Raw genomic sequence first — 20,061 nt, 5'->3', positions numbered from 1 at the left:
TAACCAGGTGAAATGCCGTCATTGCGGTGCGCCGCTCGAAAAGACCTTTGTGGACCTTGGTGCCTCGCCGCCCTCCAATGCCTATCTGACGAAAGAGGCGCTCGGCAGCCCCGAGGTCTGGTATCCGCTTCGCGTTCTCGTCTGCACCGGTTGCTGGCTCGTCCAGACAGAGGACCATGCGGGCCGCGAGGAGTTGTTCGCGAGCGACTACGCCTATTTCAGTTCAACCTCGGCGGGATGGCTCGCGCATTCGAAGGCCTATGTCGAGGCGATGACCGAACGCTTCGGCCTCGGGTCCGGCAGCATGGTGGTCGAGGTCGCTGCGAATGACGGCTATCTCCTCCAATATGTGAAGGCGGCCGGCATTCCCTGCTACGGCGTCGAGCCGACAGCGAGCACGGCTGCCGCCGCCCGCGAGAAGGGCATCGATATCGTCGGGCGATTTTTCGGCGTCGAGCTTGCCTCGGAACTCGCCGCGTCGGGACGGCAGGCGGACCTCACCGCCGCCAACAACGTCCTTGCGCATGTGCCGGACATCAACGATTTCGTCTCGGGATTTGCTCGTCTGCTCAAGCCGAAAGGCGTTTCGACCTTCGAGTTTCCGCATCTTCTCAATCTCGTCCGCCAGAACCAGTTCGACACCATCTATCACGAGCACTACTCCTATCTGTCGCTCGCCTCCGTCGCGCGTATCTTCGCCGCTAACGGCCTTGCCGTGTTCGACGTGGAGGAATTGCCGACCCATGGCGGCAGCCTGCGCGTCTATGCGCAACGGAGCGGCACCGGCGTCCATACGCGCACGGAACGGCTTTCGGCGCTCGAAAAGCTGGAAGCGGATGCCGGTATCGAGAGCCTCGCCTTCTATGAGGGGTTTCAGGCAAGGGCGGAAAAGGTGAAGGACGATTTCGTCGCCTTTCTCATCGATGCGAAGAGGAGAGGCCTCAAGGTCGGTGCCTATGGTGCGGCCGCGAAGGGGAACACCTTGATGAATTTCGCCGGCATCCGGCCCGACCTGATCCCCTATGTCGTGGACCGCGCGGCGGCGAAGCAGGGAAAGTATATGCCCGGCAGCCGCGTGCCCATCGTCGGCGAGGCGCATCTGGAGGCAGACCGGCCGGACATCATAGTGATCCTCCCCTGGAACATAAGCGAGGAAGTCATGCGCCAGCTCGACCATGCGCGGGGCTGGGGTGCGAAGTTCGTGACGGCCGTGCCGGAACTAACAATGAAGTCGATCTGACAGGACCGGTGCTGGAATGGCGAAGATTACGATCGGTGTACCTGTCTACAATGGTGAAGCAACGCTGGAGCGGAGCCTTGAGTCCCTTCGGACGCAGACATATCGCGACATTGAAATCATTGTCTCGGATAATGCATCCACTGACTGCAGCGCCGAGATAGCGCAAAGCTTCGCGGATAGGGATCCGAGATTTCGTGTCGTCCGACGTAAGACCAATGTCGGACCAGTCCCCAATTTCTTTTCATTGCTGGAAATGGCGGAAACCGATCTCTTCATGTGGCGCGCGGACGATGATTGGTCGAACGCTGAATATATTGCGGAGCTCAAGGCGAAGTTTGACGCTGACGGTCGGATAAGGCTCGCGGGCCCTGAAGCCGTTATCGTTCGCCGGGACGGTTCGATTGCGAACGTCAATAGTTTTGTCGCACCGTGGCAGAGACTTCGCATTCTGCGGGTTGGACACGTGCTCATGAATCTCAACGCAAGCAGCATCTACGGGCTCTGGCACAAACCCACCTTGATGGAAATACTGTCTCGGACGCGCGCGAATTACCAATATATTTGGGCGTGGGACCATATGGCGATGCTGCCGGTTATCCTTTCCGAAAGCGTCACGGGCAGTAATTTAGCGAAACTTTATGTCGGCCAGCCTGATGCGGCTAGGTACTCTGCAAAGGAGCCTGCGCGCATCATGTGGGAAATGCGCGGCGCCTTCCGCAGGGCATGCTTTGCGGAACTGTGGCAGCTCGACTGGCCACTGTGGGAGAAGTTACTCCTTGCACCTTATCTTTTGAGGTATGCGAATGTCCGTGTTTACCGGTTCTGGAAGACGGTGAGACGGCACATCAGACAGATTGTGTAGACCCGAGCTTGAAATTTGGACTGAGATGTCAGGTCCTGTTAATCGGCTGGGGTATGATGAACAATTCTGGTACAAAAAGTTGGAAATTATGAAAGTTGAGGAAGCCGGACGCTGAGCATGCGGATATTGTTGACTGGGGCATCCGGCTTTGTTGGGCGCCAAGCGGTTGCCTACTTGTCTTCTGCCGGTGTTGAGGTTCATGCCGTTTCTAGCCATGTGCCAGCTCATGAATCTGGCGTGACATGGCATAGCGCAGATCTCCTCAGGGACGGCGTAGCCGAAGCCCTGGTTGAGAAAGCCCGGCCGAACATTATCCTGCACCTCGCGTGGTGCGTGGAGCACGGCAGGTTCTGGACTGATTCCTCGAACTTGGGCTGGGTCGCCGCCACCATGCGGCTGGCATCGGCAGCGGCGGAATATGGCGTAGGCCGCTTTGTCGGGGTTGGAACTTGCTACGAGTATGACTGGCCTGTCGACGCTCCCTGCGACGAATACCGGACGCCGGTCGCTTCTCACACTTTGTACGATACCAGCAAGGACGCCTGTCGCCGTGTGCTGGAGGCGAGGTTCACAGGAGGAGAAACAAACTTCGCATGGGCGAGGCTGTTCTTCCTCTACGGCCCCCATGAAGCGCCAAACCGTCTAGTGCCGTCGGTGGTGCGTAATCTGATTGAAGGCAAGGCAGCGCCCTGTTCGCGTGGTATGGCGGTTCGCGACTTCATGGATGTTCGGGATGCCGGTGCGGCGCTGGCCTCGCTTGCTTTATCCAAGGTGGAGGGGCCGGTGAATATTGGGAGCGGTGACGGACACAGCATCGCGGAAGTAGCCTCCAAACTTGGTGAACTTTCGGGAAGGCCAGAGCTCGTCCGTATAGGAGAACTACCGGATCGGTCAGGTGAACCGCCATTTATCGTCGCCAATGTTGGTCGCCTGCGCGGCGAGGTGGGATTCCGGAGCACTTATTCGCTTGAGGACGGCCTTTCGGACACGCTTCATTTCTGGCGAATGCAAACAGGGGGCGAAGCTATCCAATGAACGCGACATGCCCTGTGTGTGGTCAGACTGCGGCGACGAGGCTGGATGAGCCGCTTTCTATGCCGATCCTGATGAATCGGATTTATGAAACTGCCTCTGAGGGGCGGTCGGCTGCGCTCGGACCTCTTGAATTCGTCGCTTGTTCTCGTTGCGGCTTTACATGGAATCTTGCCTTTGACCCGTCATTGATCGTCTACGATGAGGAGTATGAGAATGACCAAACCTACTCACCGTCGTTCCGCGAACACATGCGTGCGCGTGCGTGTGACGTCGTCGAATCAATTCCCGCCAACAGAGCGGTCGTCTATCTAGAAGTCGGTTGCGGACAGGGCCGCTTCATCGAAGAAGTAGTCAGGATCGCAGGCGTCCGCATGCAGTCGGCGGAAGGATTTGATCCGGCCTGGCGCGGAGCGGATGGAACGGGACCGGCAGGTAGTCGCATACACCGGGTTTATTTCAACAAGGGAACGGCATCGCGCCTTAAGAGTGGACCCAACGTGGTAGTGACACGTCACACCATCGAGCATGTACCAGACCCGATAAACTTCCTCAGAGCGATACGTGAAGCACTCGGACGAGACTCAACGGCTCGGCTCTGGGTTGAGACGCCCTGTGTGGAATGGATATTGAAGAACCGAGCAATGCAAGACTTCTTCTACGAGCACTGTTCGTTGTTCACCGCTGGTTCTCTGGCATTTGCGCTGGAGAAGGCAGGATTCGCCACGCCGCGTGTTCGGCATGTATTTGGCGGTCAGTATCTTTGGGCAGAGGCGGTGGCAGCGGAGTCAGTGAGGATGTCGGACCCCGTCGCCTCGGCTTATGAACCTCTGGACTTTGTCCGAAGGGAGTTCATCCGGCGTTGGCGGAACGAAATATCCAATGCTGGGGACGAGGGGAGAGTCGCTCTCTGGGGCGCGGGTGCGAAGGGAGTGAGCTTTTCGCTGCTTGCAGATCCAGAGCAAAAGATTATCGATCATGTCGTTGACGTAAACCCGGCCAAGCAAGGGAAGTATCTGCCAGTTTCCGGTACTCTTGTTGTGTCGCCGGCGGAATCTGCTTTGAGAAAAACGAAGACAGTGTTTGTCATGAATTCGAATTATATGGACGAAATTACCGCAACTGCTCGCGAAGTTGGTCTCAACGCGAGATTGGTGCCGATCGAGTGAGGAGAAAGCAATGAAGATAGAAATTGATACTGAGAAGCGGACAGTTAACGCAGACGGAAGAACTCTGGACCTGTACAGCGACGCAGCTTTCGGAATTCTATCCGATCTCTGGGTCAAAGTCGGCTGGAACCAGAAATACTCGTACGGTTTTTCCTGGCTAGGTGTCCCTATTATCCAGTTGCCCGAGGACATGATCCGGTATCAGGAAGCCGTCTGGGCACTGAAGCCGGACGTAATTGTGGAAACCGGTGTAGCGCATGGCGGCTCGGCGATATTCTCCGCGAGCCTCTGCCGTCTGATGGGGCATGGCCGAGTGATTGCCGTCGATATAGAGGTCAGGCCGCACAACAGGAGTCGAATAGAGGAGCATCCGCTCGCCGATTTGATTACGCTGATTGAAGGTTCGTCTACAGACGATTTGATCGTCGAGCGTATTCGGAATCACATCAAGCTTGGCGAGAAGGTCCTTGTTGTTCTCGACTCCGACCACTCCTATGAGCATGTGATGGGCGAATTAGAAGCATATGCGCCGCTTGTTTCAGAGGGCTCATGGATCGTGGCAACGGATGGGCTGATGCAGTATCTAACGGATGTTCCTCGCGGGCAAACCGATTGGAACAACGACAATCCTGCAAGGGCCGCCAGAGATTTTGCAGCGAAGAACCCAGAGTTCAGAATCGAACAGCCTGCGTGGCCGTTTAACGAGTCGACGTTATCAGAAAATATTACGCACTGGCCTGATGCGTGGTTGCGAAGGGTTGGCTAGAAATATCGGGTATTGGCAAAGACCGCGAGACGCTCAACGCGTCTCGCGGTCGATCCTCAAGGCTTCAGCACCACGCGCCCCATGACCGTTCCCTTGCGGAGGTCGTCGAGCGATTTCGAGCCTTCGCCGAGCGGGCGTTGGCTCACGGGGATCGGGTCGATCTTGCCTGCCTTCACGAGCTCCATCATCTCGTGCGTTTCGGCGAGCGAGCCGACATAGGAGCCGCCGATCGTGATGGCGCGCATGGGGAAGAGCGGGATCGGCATCGCGAAGCCGCCTCCGAAAAGACCGACAACGACCACCCGGCCGCCTTTGCGAACGACGCTCGTCGCGAATTTGAGAGAGGCTTCCGAGCCGACGAAGTCGACGGCGGCAGGCACGCCGCCATTCGTGTCGGCGAGCACCTTGTTGATCGCTTCCGGGTCCTTCGGATTATAGACCTCGTGGGCGCCGCTGCCCTTTGCCGACTGCAGCTTGTTCTCGTCCACATCCGCCCCGAGCGGCGCTGCAGGAAAGAGTGCCTTCGCAAATTGCAGGCCCATCATGCCGACACCGCCGAGCCCGACAACCATCACGCGCTCTTCGGGGCTGATATCTCCAAGCTTCTTCATGGCGCTGTAGGCGGTGAGGCCGGAGCACATGTAGGTTGCCGCAAGTCCGTCCGCGACGCCCTTGTAGTCGAGCAGGTAGCGCGGATGCGGCACCAGAACGTGAGTGGCAAATCCGCCGGCGACCTGGATGCCGAGATTGCGCGGCTTGTTGCAGAGATGCTCTTCGCCGCGCTTGCAGGTCGGGCATTCGCCACAGCCGATCCACGGATAGGCAACGCGGTGCGCGCCGATCTCCACGCCTTCGGCGTCAGGTCCGGCGGCAACGACCTCCCCCTCGATCTCGTGGCCGAGCGTGAAGGGCAGTTGACGCCCCCCGCGCACGTCGAGCTGATTGCCGCCGCCCATGTCGAAATGGCCGTCATGGATGTGAACGTCCGAATGACAGACGCCGCAATGCGTCACCTTGAGCAGCACCTCGGTGCCTTTCGGCTCGGGCGTCGCGCTCTCGACGATCTGCAAGGGCTGGCCGTATTCGACGATGGCTTCGGATTTCATGGGGAACGCCTCCTGAATGCTACGTTTCTGGCCGCCGGGCGGCTTGCTGATCGACAATGTGGCACGCGGCGCGCGGTACCACAACCTTGCTTGCGATGTGTTCAGCGGCTCGCGGCGAAGGCACGCGCGAGAGCGCAGAACGCCTCGACGCTGAGTTCTTCCGCACGTCTCGTGGGCTCGATCCCCGCTGCCTCAAGGAGAGGCAGCGGGTCATGACCGAGCGACTTGAGGCTCGCCCGAAGCATTTTTCGCCTCTGCCCGAAGGCAGCAGCAACAACACGCTCGAGCAGGCGCGGATCGGCCTCGGCAAGCGGTGTTTTGCGGGGCACGAGCTCGACGAGGGACGATGTCACCGCCGGCGGCGGCGTGAAGGCCCGGCGGTCAATGTCGAAGAGGATACGCGGCACGGTGCGCCACTGCGCCAGAACGGCGAGTCTTCCATAGGCCTTGCCGCCCGGTTGCGCGACGATCCGCTCCGCGACCTCTCGCTGGAACATCAGCGTCAGGCTGTCGTACCAGGGGGGCCATGGCTCGGTTTGCAACCAGCCGACCAGCAGTGGCGTAGCGATGTTGTAGGGAAGGTTCGCGACGATCCGCGCCGGCGCCTTCACAAGGGTCTTCATATCTGTTGCAAGTGCGTCGCCTTCGACGATCTCAAGACGTCCGGGATAGGCTACCGCAACTTCTTCCAGAGCAGCGATACAACGCCTGTCGCGCTCGATGGCAACGACACGTCGCGCACCTTCCTCAAGCAGGGCACGCGTCAGCCCGCCGGGTCCGGGCCCCACTTCGAGTACATCGTGATCGTCAAGCGAGCCTGCGGACCGGGCGATGCGTCCGGTGAGGTTGAGGTCGAGCAGGAAATTCTGTCCAAGTGATTTCTGGGCGGCGAGGCCGTGCCGGGCAATGACCTCGCGCAGGGGCGGCAGGGGCGGCAGGGGCGTCATCGTCATGTTGCAGCGGCCCGGCAGCGTGCGATCCCGTCCGCCATGCGGATCGCCTCGATCAGGCTCCCCGGATGCGCCCGCCCGCTTCCGGCAATGTCGAGCGCGGTACCGTGGTCGGGCGAGGTCCGTACGATCGGCAAGCCGAGCGTCGTATTGACGCCATGTTCGAAGTCGATTGTCTTGAGCGGGATCAGGGCCTGGTCGTGATACATGCAGAGCACCGCATCGTAGTGCTTCCGCGCGGCGGCATGGAAAAGCGTGTCGGCTGGGGCCGGCCCGCGAATTTCGGCGTTTGGAGCCTGTGCTTGCATGGCCTTGATCGCAGGAGCGATGATTTCGATTTCCTCGCGCCCTAGATGCCCTTCCTCGCCAGCGTGCGGATTGAGCGCAGCGACTGCTATCCGGGGGCGGGCAATTCCGAAATCGCGGGCAAGAGAGCGGGCCAGAATCACACCCTGACCGACGATCTTCTGAACGCTGAGCGCCGCCACTGCCGCCCGGAGCGAGAGGTGGACCGTCACGGGCACGACCCGGAGACCCGGACAGGAGAGCATCATCACAGGTGTCGCTCCGCCCGAGCGCTCGGCAAGATATTCCGTATGGCCGGGCATCGTCAGGCCCGCTTCGTAGAGTGCCCGTTTGTGGATCGGATTGGTGACGATGCCGGCGGCCTTGTCCTGAAGGACGAAGTCGCAGGCGAGATCAATGGACGAAAGCACCGCCGCCGCATTTGCGGCCGACAGAAGACCGGAAACCGGTTTTTCCGCAAGCAGGATCGGAGAAGGCAGGACAGGCAGGGCGTCCGGGAAGACCGTTACCGCTTCTTTCGGTACGTCGATCTCTCGCACGGGCACATCGATGCCGAGACACAGCGCCGTTTCGCGATAGAGAGAGGCATCTCCCACGACGAAGAAGGGAGGAAGAGAACGGCTGCCGCGTTCAATCCAGGCCTTGAGCGTAATCTCCGGGCCGATTCCAGAGGGTTCCCCCATCGTCAGCGCGAGCGGCAGCACAAGGTCGTTGTCACGCATCATTTTCGGCACCCAACGGGCCGTGCTGTCGGAGCGGCGTCAGCGATAGACGACAACCGCGTCGCGCCGCAGATCACGCAGGTGACGACGGCCCATCATCGATAACTGCTGCTCGTAAAGCGTGTTGTCGATCTGCTCCCGCGTCGGCATCTCGCCCTGAGCAGCCCTGTGCCCGCAGATCACCAGCATTTCGACGCCTTGCTCCGAGCGGATCGGGACCGTGGCCTTGCCGACCGGAACGCCGGAAATTGCTTGCCGGGTCTGAGCGGGGAGCCTGCCGGCAATAATGGTTTCGGGCGGAGTCGACCGGCCACTCACATATTTGGTGATCAACTTCGCAGCTTCGTCGCACGATGAAACCTGTGTGCGGAACTCCTCCGCTTCACGCGCGCGCCTCGCAACCGCCTGCGGCTCTGCATCCGGCGTCAGCGGCAGAACAACCCTCATTAACGAATATTGATCCATCATCGGGTCGCCGCCAGTGCTTGTCTGCATGGCCTTGAGCTGGACGATATAGAAGCCGGTAAGCGTCCTGATCGGGTCGGAGACCATGCCAGGCTGCATCCGGGTGACCACCTCGCTCACCTTGTCAGGCAATTGGCTCGCATGGACCCAACCGATATCTCCGCCATTGGCGGCAGACGCGGACTGGCTGAACTGCCGTGCCACGGCTTCGAAGGGCGCGCCTTGGCGAATCTGCTCCACGAGCCTTTGCGTACCGGCGGCGATTTCTTCCGCATGCGCCGGATTATCGAAAGTAATGAGAATTTCCGATACGAAATACCGCGGTTGCCCGGATTCCTCCTCAAGCCGTCGCATAACCTCTTCGATTTCACCTTCTCCGACCGTGACGAGAGGGCCAAACCGCTGCTGAATGACACGGTTCCAGGCGATGTCGTTGCGAATTTGCGCTTCGAGAGTGGAGCGCGTAACGCCACCTGCTTCCAGTGCCTTGGAAATCTGATCCACGGACATGTTCGAGCGCTGCGCGATCCGCTCGAACGCCTTGTCTACCTCGTCCTGCGAGACCTCAATGTTGAGTCGCCTGGCTTCCTGCCACTGCAGGTACTCGTCGACAAGCGAGCGCAACACCTGCCCGCGGATTCGGGAAATGTTCTCCGGCGTGTTCGGAATGCCGGAACTCAGGATAACGAGCTTGATCCGCTGGTCGAGATCGTAGGATGAAATGACCTGATCGTTGACGATCGCCGCGATCGCCTGCGAGTCGGACGCTGCCGTCTCCTGTGCATGGGCTGGCCAGGCAGAGAGCGCGATGACGAGCGCCGCTGCCACACCCGGCAGAGACCGGAACAGCTTGCGCACCCCTCGCCGGGAGACGCTCACAAATACATCCGTTAATTCCATGGTTTCTTTCTTCTGGACGCGGCTCTGCGTCCGATCTCCACCTGTTCCGGGCCGACAGAATACTTGAATCAAGCCCCCAATCAACCGATCCGAAGCGCGAAAAAACGCTATTTTTCAGGCGCTTGGGAGAAGGGCGATGTGCTTAACGAAACCCGGTTGTCTCGGCTGCATTGCCGGTCCCCAGCGTTTTGAAGGTGATCTGGAAGAGAACCGAACTGTCGGGCTCGATGTCGCGGTCGCGGTAGAAGGATTGGCTGAACATGAGGGACACGTCGAGGCATTCGTCCTCATAGCCAATCCCTACGCGGTTTGCGACCGTCCGGTGATCCGCGAGGTCCTGCCGCGTCTGACCGAACAGACGCCAGTACTCGTCGAGTTTGATAATCGAACCCAGATAGTGTTCTTCACGTTCCTGGAACGTGACCGACTGGTCGGCGGCGAAGTAGCCATATCCGATCTCGGCGCTGACCGGTCCGCGACGGCCAAGCAGGTTCACCTCGTTTCGCCTGATCTTGAACCGTTCGTCATCGATGCGGAAACGGTAGACAGCGAGGAAATCGTTTGAGGGCGAAAGCATGATGCGGCCGACATAGTCCGAGGTCTCGTCCCGCAGCCCGGTCTCGGCTGCAACGCTCGTGTTGTCTTCGAGGCGATAGCTCTGCCCGAACATTGCGTTCGCCTGCCCGCCGTTCGGCGTGTAGATGGAGTATCGGACGCCGACATTGGCGCGTGCACCGGTTTCCCACCGGTCGAGGCCGGAAAACCTGTCTTCCGAGAAGAGATTGGTATCGTCAAACTCGAAGCTCAGGGAGTCCTCATCGGGGATCTCGACCGTGTTCCCTGTATTGGGCGAATAGATGAGCTGAACGATGGGCTCGATCACCTGATGCATGCCGCCATCGGAACGGGCAAGCGGATAGCTCCACTCGGTTCCTATGGTGGGAAGCGCGCGTGCGATGGTTTGCGCCTCAAATTCCGTTCCAGGGACGGCCGTATTCGGAACGTCCTCGACCGAATAGACATCGCCTCTCAGGCTTCCGAAGAACCTGTGAACGAATCCGTTCGAAGATGTCCCGCGCCGGTCCCACCGAACGGTGCTGGAGACGCGCCTGTATTGCGGTCCGACGCTGCGCCCAAGGATCATGGCGTTGGTGGATATGCCGACGGTCCCCCCCAGGACCTGATCGGCAAAAGTATAGTCATGCTGAAGAACGGGCGCGACCCATGGCGTCGTCGACTCGCTGTCGGTCGTGAGCAAGCCCTTGAAGTAATAGGCGTCGGCGGTGAAGCTGTTGCGACCGTCGACATAGGTAGCGTTCAAGTTGTTTACAAGATCCGTCGTTCCGGAGAGATCGTACTTCCGCAAATAAGTGTCGTCCGTCGCGAGTTCGGTCCGGAAGCCCCAGCTCCAGTTTTCATCGATATCGAACTTCCCATTCCCGAACAGGCTTCCGCGAAATTCATTCTCGCCCGGCGTACCGGCTTGCTGCGACGTAGGCCACGTTCCCGTGGCAAAGGAGGTCAGGCTTCCGCTTTCGAACCGTTGGCGATATTCGCCCTGATAGACCGCACCTTCTTTCGTCGTAAAGCGTGGGATGAGCGTAAGGTCCTTGTCCGGCGAAATTGCCCAGAAATAAGGCACTTCAATTTGTTGCCCGAGTTCGGTCGAACTGGCGACCGACGGCGTCAGGAAGCCGGACTGACGCTTTACGGTCGGATCGGGTTGCGAGAAGTAGGGAACATAAAGGACAGGAACACCGAAGAACTCCATGAAGGCGTCTTCGTAGATAATTCTCTTTTCCTGCTTGTTGTGGACGACGCGGAAGGCCTTGATCTGCCAGATGGGCGTCGTTTGTCCTTTCTCCTCGCAAATGTCGCAGGGGCTATAGACGCCGCGATGCAGCGTCGTGATGTTGCCGCCGCTTCGCACGACGCTATGCCCGGCGAGGCGGGAGTTGTCGGTGAGAAGGACTCTGAGCGTATCGATGACGCCATCGCGCATTTCGTTGCGCAGAACGAGATGATCCGCAAAGGCGACATCGCCCTGTGGATCCAGCAGCGCGACATTTCCGTCCGCCGACACCACCCCGGTGGTTTCATTGTAGGTGACGCGATCCGCGAGCAGTACGCGCTCGCCATAAGCAAGCTCAACGTTGCCGGACGCAGTAACAACCCGCGCATCGCGGTCGTAGGAAAGTTCGTCGGCCTGCATCAGCACTTCGCCGGATTCAGGGAACGACACCTCGGGCGACGGGCCGGGGCCACCGGCGTTCTGGGCGTTAGCAGGCGCCACAAATGGCAGCATCAGCATCGCCGCCAGCAAAAAGGGGCTGCGTTTTTCGCCCACACTCATCCGCTGCCCCTCGGTCACGTGTCCGTATGCCCCCGGTCGTCCAGAATCGCCCGTTCCCCGGATAATTCACGATTTCTAACCGTCTTCGAGGTGAAAGAGAACCGCAAGTCCCAAAAGCATGACGACAATGGAGGGGGCCCATGCGGCGAGCGCCGTGGGAAGGATGCCCGAAAGCCCCAGGGCCAGCGAGAGATTGCCGAGGAAATAGACCAGAAATCCGGACAAAATTCCGCCGACGACCATCTTCAGAAGCCCCCCCATACGGGTGATCCGCATGGAGAAGACGGCGGCCACCAGAACCATGGTGCAGAGCAGCGCAGGCAGCGCAAGGAGCTGGTGGAAATAGATCTGGTAGCGCCGGGCGGAGAAACCCGCCGCTTCCGACGTATTGATGAAATGCGGCAGCTCCCAAAATGAGATGCTTTCTTCGCGGGCGAAGCTTTCCTCGATCTGGTCCACGGTGAGCGACGTTTCCTGACGGTAGGTGTCGAAGTGCCGCGGCTGGTCCTCGACCATCAGCACCCACACATCCTCAAGTTGCCAGTAGCCCGGTTTCAGTGAGGCGGCCGCCGCATCGATACGTCCAAGGAACGCATCGCCTCGTCCGTAGAGGAAGATGGTGACTCCGCCGAGCTTCAGCCCCCGTCCATCCATTTGTTCCGCATGGACTACCGACTGTCCGGTGGAATCGGCCTGTCTGAGCCACAGCCCGTTCGCCGAGACGGCAATGAAACTGGTTCTCTGGTCGAGGTACTTCGATTCGAGCTGCCCGAATCGCGTCGTGAGTGTCGATGCGACCGGGTTGAAGATCGTAACGACGAAAGCGCCGATGGCAAACGCGACGGCAAGAGCGGGCGCAATGAATTGCCAGACGGAAACGCCAGCGGCACGCGCGATGACGAGTTCATTGTTCCGGCTGAGACGCAAAAATGCCGCCATTCCGCCGAACAAAATAGCGAAAGGTAGCGTCTTGCTTCCGAGGCGCGGGACCTCGAGCAAAGCCATTGAAAAGAGCAATCCGAAGGTGACGCCAGGTTTGTCTGCGCCCCTTCGCAGCAGCTCCACCAGCTCGATCATGAAAATAAGCGAAAGAAAAATCGAGAAGGTGATCATCGCAACGCCGAAGAACTGACGGCCCAGATAGCGGGAAAGCGTCCACGAGAGGTTCATTGTCTTGCCCCCGGAACGACCGCCTTAAATCGGTGCAGCAAGAGATCGAAGCGGACGCCCACGATGATCGCGATGCAAAACCCGCAGACTGCGAGCGGAAAGAGATACATAAGAGGTGTCAGGTGGCTTGCTGTGGCAGCGCCGTTTGACAAGACAAATCCCAAAAGACGGGCAGCGAGCGCAATGACGGCAGCAAGTGCCATGCGCGACGCATAACCTCGCCGGTTGAAGGGAGCGGGCAGCAGGGCAGCGAGCGCGATCAGGGTCAGCAGCGTCGGGTAGATGCCTTCGACGAGACGTTCGTGGGCTTCGGCGAGCAGCTTGGGACGGTGCGTCCGCGCGTAGGTGTCGGTGGGCGCCGGGTTGACCAACTCACCGAAATAGCGCTCGCGGCCCTCGTAGCTGAAACTTGGGTTGGCATCCATGTACTGCGAAAGATCATAGGTATACTTGTCGAAATAGAGCAGCGTTGCCGCACCCACATTCCGGTCTCCCTTACGCGAGACACGCTGAATGTTCCCGTTGAACATCACAAGAAGCGGCCCCTGCGGGCCATCGACGAGGCTGCCGGTTTCGGCCATGTAGGTAATTGGCTCCTCGGGATTGCGGCTGTCGTGAACGAGTATCCCGTAGGTGGTGCCATCGGACGCCCGCTCCCGCACGTAGACGGTGAGACCTTGGGTGGGGTTTGTGAAAGTCCCCTCCCGGATCATCGCCGTTGCGACATCCGAACGGATCTCATAGAGGCGGCTCTTGAGCTCCCGCAGACCCGCCGGCGCCACGTAGATGCTGAACAGCAGGATCAGCGCCGAGGTGGCGAGCGCGATCGCGAGGAGCGGTGCGGCAATGGCCGAGCGGCTCACCCCGGCCGAAAACATCACGACGATCTCACTGTCGCTGATCAGCTTGTGGAGCGTGTAGAGCATCGCGCAGAAAATGGAGATGGGCAGAACGATCACGAGCGTGCTTGGAAGAGCAAGCGAGGTCAGCTCGAAGAAAGTCAGAAGCGTCTGCCCCTGGGTGATGAGCACGTCGAGCATTCGCAACGCCTGGGTCAACCAGATGATTCCGGTCAGAACGATGCTCGCGACGATGAACGGTCCCAGCGCCTGCAGAAATATGTACCGGGACAGGCTTGTCAGCATCAAACTCCGGCTCCCACCGGTCATCCGGGGCCTACGCCCAACGGTAGGCGGGGCGCGGATACCTCTCTGTGCATCGAGGTGCCCGGCGGTGGAAAGGCGCGGTACGTCTTCCCCTTGGCACCGATTAAGATAGGATACGCGCCGTGTTGCCGGGCAGCATTGGGATCATGGTTATCCCATTTCACCTCCCGGTAAAAGTGCGTGATGCCAGCGCCAGCGTGCGGCAGATCAGACGAGGCCTGAAATGAATGTAACTTTCGCCGATATTTCGCTTGCCAGGCAGGGAACCCTTGCGGTTCTCGTTACCGAAGGGGCGTCGCTGCGCGGCGTTGCCGCCGACCTCGACGCCAAGCTTGGGGGGGCGTTGAAGCGGGCGATGAAGGCGGCGAACTTCAGCGGCAAGTCCGGCACGGTCCTTGAGCTGGTAGGCCCGCAGGGCGTGAGCGCCAGCAGGGTCCTGTTGGCCGGACTGGGAAAATCCGGCGATCTCTCGGGGGCGGGGCTCGAAAAGGCGGGCGGTGAGCTCGCCGGCCGTGCCGCGAAGGCGAAGGAGACCTCGCTGTCGATCGTACTCGACGGCATTTCGGCGCCCAAGATGCCGGCGGCCGATGCAGCGGCCCATGTCGCTCTCGGGGCAAAACTTCGTTCCTACCGCTTCGACAAATACAAAACGAAGAAGAAGGACGACGACAAGAAAGGTGAGCTCAAGTCGCTCACCGTTCTGACGCGCGCGCCTGCAGCCGCGCGCAAGCAATATGCACCGCTCGCGAAGATCGCGGAGGGTATATTCCTCACGCGCGACCTCGTGAACGAGCCGGCAAACATTCTGCATCCCGGTGAATTCGCCAAGCGCGCCAAGGCTCTCTCCAGGCTCGGCGTGAAAGTCGAAGTGCTCGGCGAGGCGCAGATGAAGAAGCTCGGCATGGGCTCGCTTCTCGGCGTTGGCCATGGCTCGGAGCATGAGAGCAAGCTCATCGTGATGCGCTGGTCGGGCGGCAAGCCCGGCGAAAAGCCGGTTGCTTTCGTCGGAAAGGGTGTCTGCTTCGACACGGGCGGCATTTCGCTGAAACCGGCAGCCAGCATGGAAGACATGAAGGGCGATATGGGGGGCGCTGCCTGTGTTACGGGTCTCATGCACGCCCTTGCCGCACGCAAGGCAAAGGTGAATGTCATTGGCGTCATCGGCGTGGTCGAAAACATGCCGGACGGCAAGGCGCAAAGGCCGGGCGACATCGTCACCTCCATGTCGGGTCAGACGATCGAAGTCATCAACACGGACGCCGAGGGCCGCCTCGTTCTGGCCGACGCGCTCTGGTACACGCAGGATCGCTTCAAGCCGAAGTTCATGGTCGACCTCGCGACGCTGACGGGCGCGATCATGGTTGCGCTCGGCAAGGAATATGCGGGTCTCTTCTCCAACGACGACAAGCTTTCCAAGCAACTCTCCGACGCGGGAGAGGCGGAAGGCGAGAAGGTCTGGCGCATGCCGATGGCCGAAGCCTACGACAAGATGATCGAGTCGCGTTTCGCCGACATGAAGAATGTGGGTAGCCGGGATGGCGGCTCGATTACCGCTGCGCAGTTTCTGCAGCGCTTCGTGAACAAGGTTCCATGGGCGCATCTCGACATAGCCGGCACCGCCATGGCCTCGCCGCAGACGGCGACGAATCAGAGCTGGGGGTCGGGCTGGGGCGTGCGAATTCTCAACCGCCTGGTGGCGGACCACTACGAACACTAAAGGAGCGCCTGTGACGGAGGTTCTGTTCTACCATCTGCAGAACGCCCCTCTGGAACGGGTGCTGCCGCAACTGCTGGAACGCTCGCTGGAGCGCGGCTGGAAAGCCGTCGTGAAGGCGGGCGGTCCGGAGCGGCTGGATTCGATCAACAATGTTCTCTGGACCTATAGCGACGACAGCTTTCTGCCGCATGGAACGCGCGAGGACGGGCCTCCGGCGCTCATGCCCGTCTATTTGACGGCCGAGGACGACAATCCGAACGAGGCCAATGTCCTGTTTCTCGTCGATGGAGCGGAACCGGTGGCGATTGGCGACTATGAACGCTGCGTGCTGATGTTCGACGGCAAGGACGAGGCCGCGGTGGCCGCCGCGCGCAAGCACTGGAAGACGATCAAGGCCGAAGGTCACGACGCGACTTACTGGCAGCAAAGCAGCGAGGGCCGCTGGGAAAAGAAGGCTTGACCGCCATCCGGAAGCGTGGCTCCTCGAAAACCGGCGAACCGCCATACATCCCTGAACGATTGATTTGTCCGTCAGCCGGACCCATCATGCCGCTCGGACAAGGGTGAGCATCAAGGGGGAGGGCATCATGCCGAAATGGCTTCGTGTTGTGCTGGGCGCATTGGCGGTTCTGCTGGTGGTTGCGGGCGCCGGCTACTATTGGTTCGTCGTCGAAAGCACCGTGCCTGCCGAGGCCGAATATGAACTCGACATCGGCAAGATTCGTCGCATGGTCGCGGCCGTTCCCGGCGACAAGCCCGGGAAGATCGAATTCGAGAACGTCGCCTCATTCACGTTCCCGGCGACGGCCATCGTAGCGGGCGACGGCTGGGCGCAGCGCGACATGCCTGTCTTTTCCTACCGGCTCGTTTATCCCGATAGCAGCGTCATCATCGATACGGCGCTCACCGAGGAAATCGGTGGCGAAAACGTTGCCTCCTTCGATAGCGAAGCCCATGCGCGCATGTCGAAGGCAATGGAGAGTGCGTCGCTCATCCTCATCACGCATGAGCACATGGATCACATCGGTGGCCTTACCGGCCATTCCGATCTGCCTGCTGTCCTGCCGGCAACGCGGCTGACGCAGGAGCAGGTCGATCACCCGGAACGAAGCGTGCCCGCCAAGTTTCCCGAAGGTGCGCTGGACGGTTATCAGGCGCTTTCCTACGACCATTACGAGGTCGCGGCGCCGGGTATCGTGCTCATCAAGGCGCCGGGTCACTCACCGGGCAGCCAGATGATTTATGTTCAGATGACGGACGGAACTGAGGTCCTCTTCATCGGCGACGTGGCCTGGAAATATCGCAACATTCAGGTTCTGCGCGAGCGTGCCCGTCTGGTGACGCAGTTCTTCCTGAGGGAAGACCGCATGGCCGTTTTCGGTCAGCTCAAGGCGCTGAGTGCGCTTGCCGAGGCCGAACCCGAAATCGCGATCGTGCCGGGTCACGACGGCGAGATGGTGGGCAATCTCGTCGAAGCCGGCCTGCTGATGGAGGGGTTTGGCAGCCCGGAATAGGCCGGCTGTCATACGAATGTCATGAAAACGTCACAAAACGCTCCGGCGTGACGGAGGGCGGGTATAACCCGGTCGCCAGCCGATACGGAACAACCCGCGAAAAGAGGCGACGAAAAAGTAATCCCCGGTTTTCAGCGAAAACGAGGGCGGCGGCAGATTATCCGTTGACGGATCAATCTACCGCCGCCGCTTCCTCGTAGCTCGAACTCGCCTCCAGCCAGATATCCTCGGCCCGCGCGAGTGCCTTGAGAGCGTCTGCCCGCTCCTTCGCCGTCGCGGCAGAGGCCGCGGGATCGCCCGCAACTTTCGGATCGCCCAGCTTCGCTGTCAGCGCCTCGACGAGCTTCTGGATGCGAGCAACCTCCTGCTCGGCGGCCTGCGCCTTCTTCTTGAGCGGCGCCATCTGCTCGCGCTTCTGCGCGGCGAGGCGGCGGGCTTCCTTCTTGTCGTTCGACGGACGGGGAGGCGGAGGCGGTGCGTCCGCTTCGGCGTCGTCTTCGGCGACCAGCGGCTTGATGCGCCTTGCGGGATCGAGAAGCCATTTGCGGTAATCGTTCAGATCGCCGTCATAAGGTGCGACGGACCCGTCCGCCACGAGCCAGAGGCGGTCGGCGCAGGTTTCGACCAGATGCCGGTCGTGGCTGATCAGGATGAAGGCGCCGTCATATTCGTTGATCGCCATGACGAGCGCTTCGCGGCTGTCGACGTCGAGATGGTTCGTCGGCTCGTCGAGGATGATCATATGCGGCTTGTGAAAGGTCGCGATGGCGAAGAGGAGACGCGCCTTCTCGCCGCCCGACAGCTTCTCGACCTTCGTATCCGCCTTGTCGGCGCCGAAGCCATAGGAACCGGCACGGGCGCGCACCTGTGCAATCGTCGCATTCGGCATCAACTCGCGGAAATGCTCATAGGGCGTGTCGCCCATGTTGAGCTCGTCGAGCTGGTGCTGCGCGAAATAGGCGATGCGAAGTTTCTTCGACGCATATTTGTGACCGCCAGTGACGTGCAGCCGGTCGCAGAGCAGCTTGGCAAAGGTCGACTTGCCGTTGCCGTTCGCGCCGAGCAGTGCGATGCGGTCGTCCTGGTCGATGCGGAGATCGAGATTGCTCAGCACCGGCTTGCCGGGCTCGTAGCCGACACTTGCATGTTCGAGCCGGATGATGGGCGAGGCGAGCGGCTTCTCGGGCACAGGGAAGTGGAAAGGCAGCACGCGCTCCTGAAGCACATCCGCGATGGGCTCCATCCTGGCGAGCGCCTTCATGCGGCTTTGTGCCTGCCGCGCCTTCGACGCCTTCGCCTTGAAGCGCTCGATGAAGCTTTCCATGTGGCGGCGCGCATCGTCCTGCTTCTTCTTCATGGAAAGCTGAAGCATCAGCTTCTCGCGCCGCGTCCGGTCGAAGCGGTCGTAGTTGCCGCTGTAGAAGGTGAGCTTCTGGTTCTCCAGATGCAGGATGTTCTGCGCCACATTGTTCAGAAGGTCCTTGTCATGGCTGACGATAAGGACCGTGTAGGGGTAGCTCTTCAGATAGTCCTCAAGCCAGATCGTGCCTTCGAGGTCGAGATAGTTGGTCGGCTCGTCGAGAAGCAACAGGTCGGGCTCGGAGAAGAGAACGGATGCAAGCGCGACGCGCATCCGCCAGCCGCCCGAGAAATCGGCGCAAGGCCGGGCCTGTGCCGCCTCGTCGAAGCCAAGGCCGGAAAGAATGGTGGCCGCGCGGGAAGGGGCCGAATGAGCGCCCATATCGGCAAGCCGCGTATGGATTTCGGCGATCCGGTGAGGGTCGGTCGCCGTTTCGGCTTCCGTCAGTAGCGCCGCGCGCTCCGCGTCGGCCGCCAGCACCGTGTCGATCAGAGAGGTCGGCCCCGCCAGCACCTCCTGCCGGACCATGCCGATCCGCCAGCTCTTCGGATAGGAAATACTGCCGCTTTCCGGCCCGTATTCCCCCGTGATGAGCTTCAGCAGGGTGGATTTGCCGGTGCCGTTGCGGCCGACAAAGCCCGTCCGCTGGCCGGGGGGCACGGCGGCGGTGACATGGTCGAGGAGCAGGCGCCCCTCCATTCGGAAGGTCAGATCGTTGATATGCAACATGATGGGCGGGCTTTTAGCACCACCGGTTGCCCGCGTCACCAAGCCCAGCTATAAACCGCGCCAAATCTTCCACCTGCACAATTTGGGAAAGCTGAGCATGGCCCTCCAACGGACCTTCTCGATCATCAAGCCGGACGCGACCCGGCGCAACATCACCGGCAAGATCATCGACCGCATCGAAAGCGCGGGCCTCCGGGTCATCGCCTCGAAGCGCCTCCATCTGTCGAAGGCGCAGGCCGAGGGCTTCTATGCGGTCCACAAGGAACGCCCCTTCTTCAACGATCTCGTCTCCTTCATGACGTCCGGCCCCGTCGTGGTCCAGGTGCTCGAAGGCGAGAACGCCGTCGCGAAGTACCGCGAAGTGATGGGCGCGACGAACCCGGCCAACGCCGATGCCGGCACGATCCGCAAGGACTTCGCCGAGTCGATCGAGGCGAACTCGGTCCATGGCTCCGACGCGCCGGAGACGGCCGCCGAAGAGATCAAGTACTTCTTCAAGGACGAAGAGATCGTCGGCTGATTTCGATTGGCCGC

17 protein-coding genes are annotated in these 20,061 nt (G+C 60.5%); 9 read left to right on the top strand and 8 right to left on the bottom strand.

Going from position 1 to position 20,061, the window contains the following annotated elements:
* The first annotated feature begins 7 nt into the window (after positions 1–7).
* The 5 genes from ACKUUH_RS12370 (at position 8) to ACKUUH_RS12350 (ending at position 5,069) form a co-directional block, all read left to right on the top strand.
* On the top strand, positions 8–1,240 hold the full coding sequence (locus ACKUUH_RS12370) for a methyltransferase domain-containing protein (RefSeq protein ID WP_407950227.1): 1,233 nt from the start codon (positions 8–10) through the stop codon (positions 1,238–1,240).
* Positions 1,241–1,256: 16 nt separating this feature from the next.
* Entirely contained in the window at positions 1,257–2,102 is an 846-nt protein-coding gene (locus ACKUUH_RS12365; RefSeq protein WP_407950226.1) for a glycosyltransferase family 2 protein, read from the top strand.
* A 117-nt stretch (positions 2,103–2,219) separates the two neighbouring features.
* Positions 2,220–3,137 (top strand): NAD-dependent epimerase/dehydratase family protein, encoded by a 918-nt coding sequence (locus tag ACKUUH_RS12360; RefSeq protein WP_407950225.1) that lies wholly within the window; start codon positions 2,220–2,222, stop codon positions 3,135–3,137.
* Between the two features lie 59 nt (positions 3,138–3,196).
* Positions 3,197–4,303, top strand: a complete 1,107-nt coding sequence (locus tag ACKUUH_RS12355; RefSeq protein ID WP_407950224.1) for a class I SAM-dependent methyltransferase — start codon at positions 3,197–3,199, stop codon at positions 4,301–4,303.
* A gap of 10 nt (positions 4,304–4,313) precedes the next feature.
* Positions 4,314–5,069, top strand: coding sequence for a cephalosporin hydroxylase family protein (locus ACKUUH_RS12350; RefSeq protein WP_407950223.1), 756 nt, complete (start codon positions 4,314–4,316; stop codon positions 5,067–5,069).
* A gap of 56 nt (positions 5,070–5,125) precedes the next feature.
* On the opposite strand, the gene ACKUUH_RS12345 is transcribed toward ACKUUH_RS12350, so the two are convergent.
* The 7 genes from ACKUUH_RS12345 to lptF form a co-directional block, all read right to left on the bottom strand.
* Complete coding sequence (locus ACKUUH_RS12345; protein ID WP_407950222.1) at positions 5,126–6,175, bottom strand: alcohol dehydrogenase; 1,050 nt, start codon at positions 6,173–6,175, stop codon at positions 5,126–5,128.
* A gap of 101 nt (positions 6,176–6,276) precedes the next feature.
* Positions 6,277–7,122 carry a 16S rRNA (adenine(1518)-N(6)/adenine(1519)-N(6))-dimethyltransferase RsmA gene (gene rsmA / locus ACKUUH_RS12340; protein WP_407950243.1) on the bottom strand — a complete coding sequence of 282 codons (846 nt, stop codon included), beginning with the start codon at positions 7,120–7,122 and terminating at the stop codon, positions 6,277–6,279.
* A gap of 2 nt (positions 7,123–7,124) precedes the next feature.
* A complete protein-coding gene (gene pdxA, locus ACKUUH_RS12335; RefSeq protein ID WP_407950221.1) occupies positions 7,125–8,156 on the bottom strand; it encodes a 4-hydroxythreonine-4-phosphate dehydrogenase PdxA in 1,032 nt (343 codons plus the stop codon).
* A gap of 36 nt (positions 8,157–8,192) precedes the next feature.
* Positions 8,193–9,518 carry a peptidylprolyl isomerase gene (locus ACKUUH_RS12330; protein ID WP_407950220.1) on the bottom strand — a complete coding sequence of 442 codons (1,326 nt, stop codon included), beginning with the start codon at positions 9,516–9,518 and terminating at the stop codon, positions 8,193–8,195.
* Between the two features lie 142 nt (positions 9,519–9,660).
* Positions 9,661–11,871, bottom strand: a complete 2,211-nt coding sequence (locus tag ACKUUH_RS12325; RefSeq protein ID WP_407950219.1) for an LPS-assembly protein LptD — start codon at positions 11,869–11,871, stop codon at positions 9,661–9,663.
* A gap of 75 nt (positions 11,872–11,946) precedes the next feature.
* On the bottom strand, positions 11,947–13,041 hold the full coding sequence (gene lptG / locus ACKUUH_RS12320) for an LPS export ABC transporter permease LptG (RefSeq protein WP_407950218.1): 1,095 nt from the start codon (positions 13,039–13,041) through the stop codon (positions 11,947–11,949).
* Positions 13,038–14,186, bottom strand: coding sequence for an LPS export ABC transporter permease LptF (gene lptF, locus ACKUUH_RS12315; RefSeq protein ID WP_407950217.1), 1,149 nt, complete (start codon positions 14,184–14,186; stop codon positions 13,038–13,040). The genes lptG and lptF overlap by 4 nt, the downstream gene beginning before the upstream one ends.
* A gap of 244 nt (positions 14,187–14,430) precedes the next feature.
* Here lptF and ACKUUH_RS12310 point away from each other — a divergent pair, with 244 nt between their 5' ends.
* The 3 genes from ACKUUH_RS12310 to ACKUUH_RS12300 all read left to right on the top strand — a co-directional run bounded on the left by ACKUUH_RS12310 (position 14,431) and on the right by ACKUUH_RS12300 (position 17,438).
* Positions 14,431–15,924 (top strand): leucyl aminopeptidase, encoded by a 1,494-nt coding sequence (locus tag ACKUUH_RS12310; protein ID WP_407950216.1) that lies wholly within the window; start codon positions 14,431–14,433, stop codon positions 15,922–15,924.
* A gap of 10 nt (positions 15,925–15,934) precedes the next feature.
* The gene (locus ACKUUH_RS12305) at positions 15,935–16,384 is read left to right on the top strand and encodes a DNA polymerase III subunit chi (protein WP_407950215.1); all 450 of its coding nucleotides are present in this window, start codon (positions 15,935–15,937) and stop codon (positions 16,382–16,384) included.
* A 127-nt stretch (positions 16,385–16,511) separates the two neighbouring features.
* Positions 16,512–17,438, top strand: a complete 927-nt coding sequence (locus ACKUUH_RS12300) for an MBL fold metallo-hydrolase (RefSeq protein ID WP_407950214.1) — start codon at positions 16,512–16,514, stop codon at positions 17,436–17,438.
* Positions 17,439–17,610: 172 nt separating this feature from the next.
* Here ACKUUH_RS12300 and ACKUUH_RS12295 read toward each other — a convergent pair whose 3' ends face one another.
* Positions 17,611–19,527 (bottom strand): ATP-binding cassette domain-containing protein, encoded by a 1,917-nt coding sequence (locus tag ACKUUH_RS12295; protein WP_407950213.1) that lies wholly within the window; start codon positions 19,525–19,527, stop codon positions 17,611–17,613.
* A gap of 97 nt (positions 19,528–19,624) precedes the next feature.
* On the opposite strand from ACKUUH_RS12295, the gene ndk reads away from it, so the two are divergent.
* Complete coding sequence (gene ndk, locus ACKUUH_RS12290; protein WP_407950212.1) at positions 19,625–20,047, top strand: nucleoside-diphosphate kinase; 423 nt, start codon at positions 19,625–19,627, stop codon at positions 20,045–20,047.
* Positions 20,048–20,061: the final 14 nt, after the last annotated feature.

Origin of the sequence: Parvibaculum sp., assembly GCF_045863935.1 — a bacterium.
Taxonomy (GTDB): Bacteria; Pseudomonadota; Alphaproteobacteria; order Parvibaculales; family Parvibaculaceae; genus Parvibaculum.
This window is presented reverse-complemented; position numbering and strand designations above follow the sequence as displayed.

Bases quoted from the DNA above. Each gene is read 5' to 3' on its own strand.
- pdxA (WP_407950221.1), bottom strand. From the start codon at position 8,156: ATGATGCGTGACAACGACCTTGTGCTGCCGCTCGCGCTGACGATGGGG.
- ACKUUH_RS12355 (WP_407950224.1), top strand. From the start codon at position 3,197: ATGCCGATCCTGATGAATCGGATTTATGAAACTGCCTCTGAGGGGCGG.
- ACKUUH_RS12295 (WP_407950213.1), bottom strand. From the start codon at position 19,527: ATGTTGCATATCAACGATCTGACCTTCCGAATGGAGGGGCGCCTGCTC.
- lptG (WP_407950218.1), bottom strand. From the start codon at position 13,041: ATGAACCTCTCGTGGACGCTTTCCCGCTATCTGGGCCGTCAGTTCTTC.
- ACKUUH_RS12300 (WP_407950214.1), top strand. From the start codon at position 16,512: ATGCCGAAATGGCTTCGTGTTGTGCTGGGCGCATTGGCGGTTCTGCTG.
- ndk (WP_407950212.1), top strand. From the start codon at position 19,625: ATGGCCCTCCAACGGACCTTCTCGATCATCAAGCCGGACGCGACCCGG.
- ACKUUH_RS12350 (WP_407950223.1), top strand. From the start codon at position 4,314: ATGAAGATAGAAATTGATACTGAGAAGCGGACAGTTAACGCAGACGGA.
- ACKUUH_RS12325 (WP_407950219.1), bottom strand. From the start codon at position 11,871: ATGAGTGTGGGCGAAAAACGCAGCCCCTTTTTGCTGGCGGCGATGCTG.
- ACKUUH_RS12360 (WP_407950225.1), top strand. From the start codon at position 2,220: ATGCGGATATTGTTGACTGGGGCATCCGGCTTTGTTGGGCGCCAAGCG.
- lptF (WP_407950217.1), bottom strand. From the start codon at position 14,186: ATGCTGACAAGCCTGTCCCGGTACATATTTCTGCAGGCGCTGGGACCG.
- ACKUUH_RS12310 (WP_407950216.1), top strand. From the start codon at position 14,431: ATGAATGTAACTTTCGCCGATATTTCGCTTGCCAGGCAGGGAACCCTT.
- ACKUUH_RS12365 (WP_407950226.1), top strand. From the start codon at position 1,257: ATGGCGAAGATTACGATCGGTGTACCTGTCTACAATGGTGAAGCAACG.
- rsmA (WP_407950243.1), bottom strand. From the start codon at position 7,122: ATGACGCCCCTGCCGCCCCTGCCGCCCCTGCGCGAGGTCATTGCCCGG.
- ACKUUH_RS12330 (WP_407950220.1), bottom strand. From the start codon at position 9,518: ATGGAATTAACGGATGTATTTGTGAGCGTCTCCCGGCGAGGGGTGCGC.
- ACKUUH_RS12345 (WP_407950222.1), bottom strand. From the start codon at position 6,175: ATGAAATCCGAAGCCATCGTCGAATACGGCCAGCCCTTGCAGATCGTC.